Raw genomic sequence first — 12765 nt, forward strand, 5'->3', positions numbered from 1 at the left:
GTCCTCGGACTTATTTTTTCTTTCTATTCTTCCAAAGATCTACCAAGGATTCTTCGACTTGTTTTGCAGTCGTATCCCAGGACCAGGGGTTGGAATTAGGTTTTCTCCCATAAATTCCCCTCTTGCCGGCGAGTGAAAGCGCGTTTTTCCAGGCTTCCGTATCCGTAGGTGGCACGAAGGTATCGGTTAAAACATCCAAGACCTCGTGAAATACAGGGATATCGGAAACAATGCAAGGCTTACCCATTCGGATCGCTTCCAAAAGAGGAAGCCCGAAGCCTTCGTGTAGAGAGGGGAATACAAAGTAGGAACAATTTTGGTAAAACCAACCAAGCTGAGAGTCACTCGGATTTTCTACAAAGTAGACGCCATCTTTCTCCAAAGATCCTTCTTTCAAGAGAAGGGTAAGGCCTTCGGACTTCCAACCGAGTCTTCCTGCCAAAACCAAAGGAAAGGGAAAATTCGGTTCTTCTTTCTTCAGGGCTAAATAGGCATCTACTAATCGATTCAGGTTTTTGCGAGGTTCTAGAGTTCCTACAGAAAATAGAAAACGCTCCGGTAGAGGCTTAGAAGGAGCAGTGATAGAAGGGAAGCCTTGCACCCCTGGATAGATTACCTTTAGTTTGGATTCTATCTTAGGAAGAAACTGCTCTATATCGTTCTTAGTATTTTGAGAAAGGCAGAATATTTTATCAGCTTTTTTTAATGTAAGAGGAGAAAGAAATTTGTGCTGCCAATAATTTGCAGTGGTCATGGTTTCCGGCGCGGACCTGAAATTCAGATCATGATAATTCACTGCAGTCGGGATCTTTAGGCCGAATACTGGCAATAATTGGATCGTTCCCCAAAAAATATCGATCCTGTGTTTTCTTACCACTGCGGGAATGGTCCAGTTCAGCCAGATAAATCCAGGGAGCCTACTCGGTATAAATACAGGAGTCTGACGGATCAGATCTTGAAAAACGGGGTGTATTGGCTTATTCGAATATAGATAATATTCTAAGGGAGCATCAGGACGGATCAGTCTTTGTAAAACTTCGGCCAGGTATCTAGAATTGCCTGTGATCCCGTACGCAAGAGGTCTCGCATCTACTGCAACACGGGGCTTGTATTTCAAGGCTTCCGTTTTTAGTCTGGGATCTTTTGCCACTAGGATCTCGCCCTGTCGATATAAAAGGTGCAGGCGTATTGTATTAGAGAAGTATAAAGTAAGAAAGAGAACATCAAGAGCGCTTCTTCGGCAGTATTCCCGATCGTTCCTCTATTCATGAGTAGTACGAATATAGCGATTAAAGTAAATAGGCTTGCCGCTTTAAAAGAAAGAATCCTGTTCTTCCATTTTTCCCAAACAAAACCGTCTTCTTGTTCATCCATCCAAAGTTGGGAGAGAGCGTAACCGATAGGAAAAAGCAAAAAGACGAATGCGTGGATCCATGATATACCGCTAAAGATCACCGAAAAGAAGAATAGACCAGAAAGCACAAATCCTTCGGAAGCTCCCTTGTATACTCTGTATAAGAAAGGACCGGAGATTCCAAGAGTTAGCACAAGAGCCATGGCTTTTACTTGCGCTACCGTAAGATTCACGAATGGCATTCCGAATCTTCCTTGGTTCAATAGATCCGAATAAGATAAGAAATACTTGGAAAGAGTAGAGCTTAAACTTTGGTTATTCTTCCAAGCTCTCAATGCTGGGGACTTCATATATTTTTCAAGTACCAGATTGTACCAAGTTTGATTCATCTTCCAAGTAAACTCTGGGAATAGAAGAGCAGGCAATGCCAACCATACCATCGCAAATACGAGAGTATAAGCGATCACTGCATACCTTCTTTTATAAAGAAAATAGAATAGAAATGCCGCAGGAGTGATCTTGATGATGATCGCAAGAGAAAGAAGAAGACCGGATAACCAATCTCTTTTGGATGAGACAGACAGAAGGATCAAGAACAGAAGTAAGAATCCGACCTGGTTATTGTTCTGATGATTTTCCACAAAACGAAGCGAAAGAAGAAGAGTTGCTGAAAGGAAAAGAAAGGATCTTTGCTTTCCAAGTAGTCTTCCGATTAGGAAAAGGCTGCCAACTAAAGAGATAAAATTGAGAGTAAAGAATATCGCAGAGGCAGTCTCGAACTCTAAATAAGAAAAAGGAATGAGAAGGAAGGCAAACGTAGGAGGATAAATATAAGATCCTACATTCTCGATCCTGGCTTTTAGGCTTAAGAATACGGAAGGCTCGAAGATCTGCTCCATCTTGAACTTTCCGCTTTCGAAATCTTGGACTACTTCAGAGAGAACATCCAAGCTATATAGATCTTTTTGAATCCGGAAATTACGAGAGGCCTCATAATAATCCGAAAAATCGGAAGATTGTCCAGTACGACTAAATCCGTTGGTATAAAGCAAACCTAGAAACAGGATAAAAAGAAGAATAGGCCAATGCTTTTTCAGATCGATCCGCATTCAGGTACTCTTTTATCGCAGGCCCAAAAAGCCAAGAAATAAAATCCCCTTCATCCTCGGCTATAAAAGCGAGACATAGAATGGAAAGCCTGATAAAAATCGATTTCCGTATGCAAGTAATTTGATTCTCTGGAAGAATGAAATTCACGGATCTTTCCGAATTCGATTTCGAATTACCTGAAGAACAGATCGCAAAGTTCCCGGCATCCAAACGGGACCAAAGCAGATTGCTAGTAATCGGAAGGACCAAAGATTTTCTGACAGAAGAAGCTGAATTTACATCCATACTAAAATATTTAAAGCGAGGAGATGTCTTAGTAGCCAATCATACTAGAGTCTCTAAGAGAAGAGTCTTTCTAGTTACTAGTACTGGAAGAAGACACGAGTCTCTATTCTTATCCGAAGTCCAACCCGGTGTTTGGAAAACACTTCTTCGAAATTCTAAAAAGCTAAAGATCGGAGATACACTCTTTGATGAAGTAAGTCGCAACTTCTCCTTCTCCGTAATTGGAAAGCAAGAAGAGTTTACTCTCGTCCAAGCCGGAACAGAATGGAACGAAGAGTCTTTTGAAAAAGTCGGAAGGACTCCGATTCCTCCTTATTTCAAGAGAGAGAGTTCTTCGGAAGATGATATTCGTTACCAAACTGTTTATTCCAAAAACTTAGGATCGGTTGCCGCTCCCACTGCTGGTTTACATTTTACTCCGGAATTGATCTCTAAACTCCAAAGCAATGAGATCGAATTTTTAGATCTGGAATTGAGAGTAGGGTATGGAACCTTTCAACCCTTAACCGAGGAGCATTTTTCTCAGAAGAAGTTACACGAAGAATTTTTTCTTATGCCCGAAAGAACCACTCAGATCTTAAACCAAGCCAAGAAAGAGAATAGAAGGATCATTGCAGTAGGAACTACAACATTGAGAGCCTTAGAAGCTTCTTACCAAAAGGAAAAAAACGAATTCAAAGTGGGAGAAGGAAGTACCACTTTATTCTTGCAGCCCGGAGATCCTATACAGAGCTGCGAAGGTTTGATCACGAATTTCCATTTGCCGGAGAGCAGTCTTCTTCTCTTGGTAAGCGCATTCTCCGAAAAGAACAGGATGATGGACGCATATAGATATGCAGTACAGAAAGGATTTCGTTTCTTTTCGTATGGAGATTCTATGCTGATCTTGGATCCCTAAAAACAAGTTCGGATCGTACTTATTTAATTGAGCAATTCCCAGCTTGTATGAAGAATGGGAAAGGTGCTACGTAAAGTCCTTCCTGTCCAAACAGAAGCAAGATTAAAGGCGGCGAAACCGATCCGGTTGAACGGCCTTCCGGATTTCTTAGTATTTCATAAGGAAGAAGTTCGTACATTCCGCCAAGCCTTGGAAAATCCGAAATTATTTCGGCATATTCTGATCACAGGTCCAGAGATAGAATCCAATCTTCTCCGCTTCGGACAGTACCTCGAAGAGATTGTAAAGAAACAGCCTGTTGTCGCAGAACCGAACCCGACGCTTCTTTCTCTCGCTGGCTTTCCCTTCAAAGACCAATACAGACCCGGTAGGATTGCGGAAGCAAACGGAGGTCTTCTTTTATTACCGATCAAAGCCTTTGTAGAAGATCCGGACCTATATTATTTTTTAAAGGGAGTTCTTTTAACGGGTAAGATAGATTTTCTTTCTCTTCCCGAAGATTCGGATTCTGCGATCAATCGTTTTCATCCAAGCATAGATTCCGTATTTCGCCTCATCTTAGTGGGAGAAGAGACTGAAGTAGATTCTATCTCAGAAATGGATGCTGACTTTTACGGGAGCTTCGATTTCAAGATCCATATGCCATACGAGATCAGTCTAGATAAATCAACTCTTCCTATTTTCTCCGGACTTGTAAAATCCTGGGAGAAGCCGGGCTATCCTCCTTTAGACCAGGCGGCCCTGGATTCTCTTTTGGAACTGGCGCTTAGATGGAATGATAGCCAAAATAGACTTTCTCTTCATCTCTCGGAACTTCGTTCCTTCGTAAGAGAAATATTAGCTTTAAATAATAAAGGTAAGAAGACAGTCGGAAGATCCCAGATAGAGGCGGCTCCTTCTCTGATCCAAAAAAGGACTGCTATTCATAAAAGAAAATATGTGGAGAATATCAAAGAAGGATTGATCTCGGTCCAATTGAAAGGAAAGAAGACCGGCAGGATCAACGGGCTCTCCGTTATTCTTCTTCAATCTTCCTTATTGGATTTCGGACAAGTGAATCAGGTCTCAGCTCGGGTTTCCTTGGGTTCCGGGAATTTGATCAATATAGAAAGGGAAGTAAATCTTTCCGGAAATCTGCATGATAAAGGCGTCTTTATTCTTCAGTCCTATATCAAGGGAATGTTCTCTCATATTCAGTCTTTCGGCTTAGACGCTTCTATTCTTTTCGAGCAAAACAGTTCTCCGATTGATGGTGATTCTGCAAGTTGTGCGGAGCTCTTAGCCTTGCTCTCGGCTCTTTCGGGTCTGGAGATTCCTTGCAATATTGCGGTGACTGGGGCTCTTTCCCAGTATGGAGATATTCTACCGGTAGGATCGGTGAACACAAAGATCCAGGCTTGGTACGACGTTACTCGGCTTGCTGGGTCTTCTCAGGAAAAGTATCGCATTTATATTCCTAAGGACAATGTAAGGGATCTGAATCTTCCCAGAGAAATTCGAGAACTTATGAAGAAGGGTAGGTTCCAGATTCTGTCTTGTTCTCATGTAGAAGACCTGATCCCTGAGATTTTCGGGATTCCGGCGGGAAGGATCTCCAAATCGGGAAAATATCCGAACGGAAGTCTGTTCAAATTGATCGAAGAAAGGATCGATAGAAAGAGGGACGGGGAGGAGAATTAAGTCTAGTTCCCGCTGGAAAACGCTCGGTCTCGGATTTTTCCTCAGAAATCCTCTAATCAGACTCCCCCAAAACGACCGATACTCTCTATAGAGATGAAGCCCAGGGCAAACATCAATATAGAATCTTCTCTGCTGGTGACCCTATTTTCCAGTCTAGGGTTCGTATTGCTTTTGGGGATTGCTCCTCTCAAAACGGATCGGGATGGATTTTTGACAGACGAACCTATCTTAGAGGAATTGCTGCCAGACCAATTTTCTTGGGAGCCTTCTTCCGAACAGATCCGAGATCTACCGGAAAGAACTGTAGAGCCTGGTCCTTCCTTCGTTTAATTCCTTCTCTTCTTTTCGCGCTTTATTCTTGCGTCGGCGATTCTTTCTGAAATCCTATCATTAGTTATATCGACCGGAGAGGATGATGTTTGGTAAAAGTCTTGATAATCTAAAACAAATGAACCAGATGCGAGTCAGAATGAAACGTCTGGAAAAGGAATTGGAAGCTCTTTCCTTCGAGGGAAAATCCAAAAATGATCTAGTCACTTGCATCACTGACGGAAAGCAAGTAGTACAAGAGATCCGTATCGAAGACGAGCTGTTAGCAAAGAACGATAAGAAACTTCTTCAGAAAAGTATTAAGCAAGCAGTGAATCAATCTATGGAAGCAGCTCAAAAAGTTGCGGAAGAAAGAATGGGAGAATTCAAAGGTCTTCTTGCGGGAATGCCTTAATCAAAACGCACGGTAGACTTTTTCTTTCGTGCGACTTCTTGCTAATTTAAAGAATTGATGAGGACAGATTGCGATAGCCTCTTTCGAATCCGGGAGTTTGATCCCTTCTTCTCCTTCCTCATCCGCTTCTGCAATTCCTAGGGAAACAGAAACTTCTCCACTTCTTTTTGTTTCAGTATTGATCTGCAAAGAATAGAGATTGGTATCCCAAGTTTTTTTCAATAAGACAAGATTATCGATCCCGTTCGCATTAGAACGATCCGCTTTTACAAATTGGATCTGTCCCGGATTCAACTGTGTCAAAGGAGTAATTTCAGGAAGTCTCTGAGGATCATATAGTTTTCGTAAGAAATCTCCATCCGTTCCCGCAGCTGGAAAAGGAAAGTATTGAATGATCCGGGTCATATTCTGTAAGTAAGTATTCGCTCCCGCTTGATTAGTTCCACTCTGAGCAAAATCAGGAACTGTATCTCCCAAAGATAACCAAACGAAAGTAGGATATATCTTTTGAAAGATCGAAGCATCCGTACTTCCTAATATTGTTTTTACGTCGGAAGGTGCGGTCGTATATGCCTCTGAGCCTGTGCGGAAAAGATGAAATAAACCGATAGAGTCGGAGGCTCGATTGCCTTTTGGACCTTGAACTCCGTTCCTGAAATACGAGTTTCGAGTAACAGCGCTTGTGCCGGAGATCATATATAAGTATTTCATAAAGGAGTATGCGAACGCATAATCCACTAAACTGCTGAAATTCTCCGTTCCAAAAATAGCCGAACCGTTCGCACCTCGAGCACAGGAACCGGCACTTCTTCCTCTATAACAATTGATTCGTCCGATTTGCGGAGAGTAACCGGCGATATCCGCGGCTACTTCGCTCGTTCCTTCATTGATCCAAGTCTCGTCCCTTCCCCCACCGGCAGCGAGTATCCTTGCCTCGTATTGGAATCGGATTAAATGCTGGTACTCATGAGCTACTGTGGAAAGAAAAGTGTCAGGCTTGCCCTGGGCCAGATCCGAATTTCTAAGATCCACCAATTGCACTCCGTCCATATAAAGTATATTAGAATAATTTGATCTTACACTATAAGAGGAATTGTCCGGATAAAAGTCTACAGGATCGAAGAAGCCCGCTACGAAAGCTCCTCCAGGTTGGCTTCCATCCTGAATATCGGAAACTAGGATGGTCACTTTTCCATCTCCATCCAGATCATCTGAATATCCGAAAGCGTCTCCTAGTCTAGGATAGATTTTGGTATCGAATTCTTGGGAAACATTTCCATAATCTAGAGCGGTTTCGAGACCGGAAGATGCATATACGTCCGTATATTGGCCCGAGGACATCTTAGTAAAATGAACACAACTGGAAGAATTCGTGATTAGATTGCGGACCCAAAAATTACCTGTTCCCGAACAGGAAGGACCAGTTCTACTTAAAGACAGGATATCGTTCAAGGATGGATTGGAATCTTGTTGAGAAGAACCAAAGGAGCCGGAAGCAACGCAGTTTGAAAGAAGAAGAATGCACGCGAACGGAACATAGACGATGGTCCGAAGTCCGCAATCGGAAGTAAAAATCTTTTCTCGAAGAGAAACTTTCATGGTCTTCTTCTAAAAAAACGAAACTAGCTTTACTGCAAGGTTCCTTTCTTTAGTGTCAATTCTTGGAAATGGCCCGAGACGAGCAAGAACCATTGACCTTTACGGTTTCCAAGATTAGGAAATTTTTTTCCAAATTTTTAATATATATCATTCTTTTTTCGTTGGGATGTAATTGCGGATTTCGTCAATCTCCATTGGAAAGAAATCAGACCCAAGGTCCGAACATACCTTTCCTTGTATCTCTTCCCGAAAGCGGGGAATACTTTTCAGAGATCAAAAAAATCCCGACAGGCTTTTATGTGCGACAGGTGTATCTGAATCATTCCTCCAAACTGGAATTGTCCATCAGTCAGCTTACTGTTTCCGAAGCAAAGAATTGGGAAGAGATCCGCTTTGAAGGAAAACTGAGTATCGATGAATCCGGAAAATACTTCAGATTTAGACCTCGCCTTTGCAGAATATTCACAAGCAAGAATCCAGGAGATCGCTGGACCTTAACCAGAGCCTATGAATGTGACCATTATGAATTTTTAATATGGAAATCCGGCAACGGAGAGATCCGTCTTGTCCCCGGCCCCGAAGGAGAAGAAGGCGGGCTCAAACTGACAAGCCCCAGATCCGGAAACCCGTCCAGAATAGCTGCTATAGTACTCAAGGTAGATTCTTTGATCACGAGTGTTTGGGGAATGAGGCTTTCTAGGGTGCGAAGCGGAGCCAGTGTCTATCTGGAGAAACAGGATGGGCGAAAGATCGATCTGAAATCTCTACAGACGGTGGAGACTACAGGAGAGATTAAAACCGAAAAACAGGGAGTGGTTCCTGGAGATTTTATACTCTATACAAATCCGAGTGGGGATGCGAAACCGCTTGCCTTGTAATTAATCCAAGCCTGTCTCGGAACCTAGGATCTTACGAAGTCCCGGCATAATCTTCAGATACGGATGGATTGATCTGATCTTACGGATCTCTTCGTCCGAGACTTCGCTTCCACCTGTTTGCAAATGGATCAAACCAGTAATCCCGTACAAAGGACTTAGATCTTTTACCTTTGTTCCTCTTAAATATAATTCAGTCAGTTTTGTACAATTGGAAAGAGGTTTTAGATCGCTTACTTTAGTATTTCTTAAATGAAGATGACGCAGACTGCATCCAGGACCCAGAAAATTCAGATTGGAAACATTCGTATATGCTAGCTCCAATCGAGTGAGTTGATTCCAATTCGAATAAGTAAGCATGACCTTATCGCTCGTATCCGTGCGATTTAGAATCAAACTGTCCAATTTAGGAAATCTTTGGAGAGGACTTAGATCTTGGATTTCTGCGCCGTCGAGTTGCAGGTATCTAAGTTTAGGAAGAGCCGGAATATCCTGCAGAGAGTTTAGATTAGTTGCATTGAATTCTAGGATTTCAAGTTTAGAAAAAGAAGACAGATCTTTCCAATTAGGAGTCTCTTTCAGACCTAACCAGCGAGTTTCTTTATAGTATTCTCCGATAATACTTCCCGAAGTATTTCTGATCTGGACCAGATATTCTGTGGGAGCACAGAAGGAAAAAAATAGAAGAAGAGAGAATACTTTCTTCATAAGATCAAATCTAAGAGAAATCCTAGAAAGGAAAACTAGAAAATCATTCTTCTCTTAGGATTCTTGACCGAGATGGAATTGGGATTAATCGGGGTTGACATAGACCTCGTTCCTAGCGCAGGATCTAATACGAGCCTTTTGATTAGGTTCTTTGATTCACTCGGATTCCTGATGGAAGAAGATAAAAAATCCGCTTCTCGTAACACAAAACAAAAAGGGGAGATCCTGAGAGTCATTCAGGATGCAAAAGGTCCTCTCTCCGTAAAGGAAATCCACGATATCTCCAAGAGATCCGTTCAGAACATAGGAATAGCCACTGTTTATAGAGTGGTCAATCATTTGCTCGAATCCGGGTCAATCCATGAGATCCAACTCCCGGGAGAATCTTCCCGCTTCGAAGCGAGCCACTTAGGCCATCACCATCATTTTCACTGCAAAGTATGCGATCGTGTTTTCGACGTCGGTGTTTGTCCTTTCCCGTTGGAAAATCTGCCCAAGGGATTTACATTAGATTCTCATGAAATTATCCTCTATGGCATTTGCTCGGAATGCAACCAACGAAAATGAAAAAAACTCCTCTAAAGCTTAGAATACTTTATATAACTCTAATATTCTTCACTGCGTTCGCTATTATCGATCGCTTCGTTCTGGATAACGTCCTTTTCGGATTTCCGAATGAGCAGGAATGGGATACTTCTCCTTGGTTTAATTTCTTGGAGAAACGAAAGAGAATAGAATTTGCTCCGAATGAAGAAGGAGTCCTACTTGTAGGAAGTAGTGTTGCACTGTATTCTGCTCTTCCGGAAAGGATCAATGAGGGTTTTCAAAAGAATTCCCTGCCGATTCGGACTGAATTTTACGCTCATCCGGCCTTAACTCCTTCCGACTTCTATTTTTATAAGGAAGATATCGCCTCTAAAAAACCGAAACTGGTCTTTTTCATATTAAATCCGGCGGATCTACAATTGGATTTTTTAGTCTCCGAAAAAGAATCAGAAGCAAGATTTCGACAATATGAGAAAAATATTATATATCAGGAAGATTCAGTCTTAGATCTCCAGAATATAAAATATGACGAGCACGCGCTAACCGAGATCGAAGCTACAACTAGACATCAAAATCGCACTATTTATCCTTGGGAATATCTAAAGGAACGATTTTCGGATGTGGTCAAAATCGGAAAGTCCTCGGCTCTATCCCTTCTTTCCAGGTCTTTATTTTTGGTAGTTCGATACCGCAGTTTCTTGTATGATCCATTCGATGTTTGGATAGAGAATCATCTCAGAAGCGGGAGATCCTACCATTACTATACTGGAATTCCTCCGAAAGAAGGAATGTATTTACGAGGATGGGCAAAACCTGAATTCGAGATCGAATGTGAGCTAAAAAACGGAATCTTTCAAGAAAGTGTCTTCTTCCAAGAAAAGGGAGCAAATCTCAAGATCATTGGAGAAGGGGAGAAGGTTTTATTAGACCAAACCTTTTCTAAATCCGGATGGAATAGCCTACGTTTAGAATTCCCTCAAGAGACAAAGACCGCAACTTTAAGGTTCGTAACGGATAAGAAAATCTCATCTTCTCAAGTGGACGCGAGACTCTTCGGGTTAGAAGAAATTTATGGCATCCGTCTCTCGCAAAATTTTTGTAGAAGAGAGATCAGAAAGAATATTTCGTATCTTAGGATCTTGGGCATAGATGATTCAAGACTCGCTCATATGAACCAAGAGGATTATTCTAAGGACTATAAGGAACGGATCTATGCCTTCAAGGCTGGGGCAAAGATGTCTCGCTTAGTTACATTAAGAATGGCTAAAATGAAATTAGCTGCTTCTCCTAAATTCTTTAGCTGGTCCGAGATGGAGTATCTAAAACGAGGTGTAGAATACCTAGAATCCCAAGGGATCAAAGTAGTACTCGTAAACTCTCCTGAGAATCCGTTCGAGAGAAAGGTGTACGAAAACACTCCTTGGTATGCTGGCTATATTCAATATTTAGAAAGTTTAGGAAAGGACAAATACTTCTTTAGGAACGCAGTGTCCGAGTTCCCTGATCAAACTTCTTTTCTAGATCCGCATCATTTGACCTATATCGCTTCCGAAAAATCTTCGGATCTGTATTCCAAATGGATCCAAAAAATATTGGATCAAAAGTAAATGTCTAATCCCTTCCAAACAGTTCTTAGGATCGAGAGGAACTCACGCGCAAAGATTTCGCAATCCTTAGAATCCTGCAAAACGACTACGATACTCTTTCTAATTTTATATGCCGCTTCTTCCTTTTTTGTTTGGAAGAAGTACGAGTACAATCCGAGTTCACAGATTAATTTCGGAAAGGAATTTGCAGACCAAAACTCCAGCGAAACTCCCAAAGGTGCCATCGTATTCTTGGGAGAAGAAGGGAATTTAGGCGCCGGCTATGACGGACAAATCTTTTATTATTATTCTAGAATGTTATCCAAATGGAGTTTGGATTGGCCAAAAGGATTCGAGACTAGTTTTCGGGCTCCTAGAATAGGATATCCTCTTCTTGTTTCTCCATTCGGATGGTTCGGTCCACAGGGGACCATCTTCGGAATGTACTTACTGAATTTGGGACTGTTCTATCTTTCTTATCTAGCTCTTAGGAGTTTATTGCCAGAAAGTAAGAAGTATTTGAGCGCTATCTATTTGCTTTCTCCTTTTGCCTTGGGAAGCTATGTGCTTCTTGTTTCCGATACGGTAATGTTAAGCCTGATCCTTCTCGCGTATTGGGCATATTCTAAAAATAATTTCGTACTCTTTGCGGTTCTTGGCGGACTCGCCATCCTAACAAAGGAACAGGCTCTCTTCTTATTGTTTCCTCTGGGACTAGAGACAGTTTATCACAAGGAATTCAAAAAAAGCCTGTGGGTCCTGGCCTCCTTATTGATCCCGGCATGTTGGAGCTTATATTTAAAGACTCAGTTCCCGGATTGGACTCCCGGTTCCCTAGGCAATTTCTTCGATCCGTTTGCCGGGATTCTAGGTTATTTGTCGGAACTAGAGCAATCTATCAGCGGGGGAGGCCAGGGGATTATAGGATTTGCGAAGAAGTTTTCCCGCTTCCCCTTACTCTTGCTTTTCCTATATGGGACCTTTCTACTTTTTCGCGGAAATTGGAAATTGGGACTCGCATACAGGATCGGTTTCGGGATCACAATGCTGACCGTTTTCTCCGGAGGCTACGTGCTCTATTGGGCTACGTACGAAAACGTTTCCAGGATGTTTACGATCAGTATTCCTCTATTGATCCTTTGGCAAAAGGAGGATGAAAGCCTCCCGAATTCACCATATTGGTATTTACTCGCAATCATACTTGTCGCATTTTTAATCAAATTAGCTCTGATTTCCAAGCCACTGCGTTACGTCGTATGGTGAAGACCCTTATATTTTTTAAAGAAAGGAAGGGTAAAAAATTTCTTAGACTTGATTCTTCTTTTAAAAGATTTATATTGGCTTTATTGTAGGTCCGCTGTTCAGAAATCCGCACGTGTTATAGTTCATACCGATTGGAT

General features: G+C 41.9%; 12 protein-coding genes. 8 read left to right on the plus strand and 4 right to left on the minus strand.

The genetic code is table 11. From position 1 onward, the window contains the following. Window positions 1-10: 10 nt before the first annotated feature. On the minus strand, window positions 11-1150 hold the full coding sequence (locus EHO59_RS10620) for a glycosyltransferase family 4 protein (protein ID WP_167882100.1): 1140 nt from the start codon (window positions 1148-1150) through the stop codon (window positions 11-13). Further along, window positions 1150-2463 (minus strand): glycosyltransferase family 87 protein, encoded by a 1314-nt coding sequence (locus tag EHO59_RS10625; protein ID WP_135587772.1) that lies wholly within the window; start codon window positions 2461-2463, stop codon window positions 1150-1152. Before EHO59_RS10625 ends, EHO59_RS10620 begins: the two co-directional genes overlap by 1 nt. Before the next feature lie 137 nt (window positions 2464-2600). Here EHO59_RS10625 and queA point away from each other — a divergent pair, with 137 nt between their 5' ends. From queA to EHO59_RS10645, 4 genes are all read left to right on the plus strand, one after another. After that, complete coding sequence (gene queA, locus EHO59_RS10630) at window positions 2601-3647, plus strand: tRNA preQ1(34) S-adenosylmethionine ribosyltransferase-isomerase QueA (protein ID WP_135587774.1); 1047 nt, start codon at window positions 2601-2603, stop codon at window positions 3645-3647. 63 nt (window positions 3648-3710) lie between these two features. Continuing rightward, window positions 3711-5327 carry a S16 family serine protease gene (locus EHO59_RS10635; RefSeq protein ID WP_135587776.1) on the plus strand — a complete coding sequence of 539 codons (1617 nt, stop codon included), beginning with the start codon at window positions 3711-3713 and terminating at the stop codon, window positions 5325-5327. A gap of 93 nt (window positions 5328-5420) precedes the next feature. Beyond that, window positions 5421-5657 carry a hypothetical protein gene (locus tag EHO59_RS10640; RefSeq protein WP_135587778.1) on the plus strand — a complete coding sequence of 79 codons (237 nt, stop codon included), beginning with the start codon at window positions 5421-5423 and terminating at the stop codon, window positions 5655-5657. An 85-nt stretch (window positions 5658-5742) separates the two neighbouring features. After that, window positions 5743-6051 carry a YbaB/EbfC family nucleoid-associated protein gene (locus EHO59_RS10645; protein ID WP_135587931.1) on the plus strand — a complete coding sequence of 103 codons (309 nt, stop codon included), beginning with the start codon at window positions 5743-5745 and terminating at the stop codon, window positions 6049-6051. On the opposite strand, the gene EHO59_RS10650 is transcribed toward EHO59_RS10645, so the two are convergent. After that, window positions 6052-7650 carry a peptidase M30 gene (locus EHO59_RS10650; protein WP_135587780.1) on the minus strand — a complete coding sequence of 533 codons (1599 nt, stop codon included), beginning with the start codon at window positions 7648-7650 and terminating at the stop codon, window positions 6052-6054. It lies immediately after the preceding gene. Between the two features lie 194 nt (window positions 7651-7844). Between EHO59_RS10650 and EHO59_RS10655 the strand changes: the two genes are divergently transcribed. After that, window positions 7845-8528 carry a hypothetical protein gene (locus EHO59_RS10655; RefSeq protein ID WP_246052828.1) on the plus strand — a complete coding sequence of 228 codons (684 nt, stop codon included), beginning with the start codon at window positions 7845-7847 and terminating at the stop codon, window positions 8526-8528. Here EHO59_RS10655 and EHO59_RS10660 read toward each other — a convergent pair whose 3' ends face one another. Further along, window positions 8529-9233, minus strand: coding sequence for a leucine-rich repeat domain-containing protein (locus EHO59_RS10660; RefSeq protein WP_135587782.1), 705 nt, complete (start codon window positions 9231-9233; stop codon window positions 8529-8531). Between the two features lie 171 nt (window positions 9234-9404). Between EHO59_RS10660 and EHO59_RS10665 the strand changes: the two genes are divergently transcribed. The 3 genes from EHO59_RS10665 to EHO59_RS10675 are packed head-to-tail and all read left to right on the plus strand — an operon-like array spanning window position 9405 to window position 12628. Beyond that, window positions 9405-9800 carry a Fur family transcriptional regulator gene (locus EHO59_RS10665; RefSeq protein ID WP_135587934.1) on the plus strand — a complete coding sequence of 132 codons (396 nt, stop codon included), beginning with the start codon at window positions 9405-9407 and terminating at the stop codon, window positions 9798-9800. Then, the gene (locus EHO59_RS10670) at window positions 9797-11386 is read left to right on the plus strand and encodes a hypothetical protein (protein ID WP_135587784.1); all 1590 of its coding nucleotides are present in this window, start codon (window positions 9797-9799) and stop codon (window positions 11384-11386) included. The genes EHO59_RS10665 and EHO59_RS10670 overlap by 4 nt, the downstream gene beginning before the upstream one ends. Beyond that, window positions 11387-12628 carry an AZOBR_p60025 family cell surface glycopolymer formation protein gene (locus tag EHO59_RS10675; RefSeq protein WP_135587786.1) on the plus strand — a complete coding sequence of 414 codons (1242 nt, stop codon included), beginning with the start codon at window positions 11387-11389 and terminating at the stop codon, window positions 12626-12628. It begins immediately after the preceding gene. Window positions 12629-12765: the final 137 nt, after the last annotated feature.

Source organism: Leptospira semungkisensis (assembly GCF_004770055.1).
GTDB classification, from domain to species: domain Bacteria; phylum Spirochaetota; class Leptospiria; order Leptospirales; family Leptospiraceae; genus Leptospira_B; species Leptospira_B semungkisensis.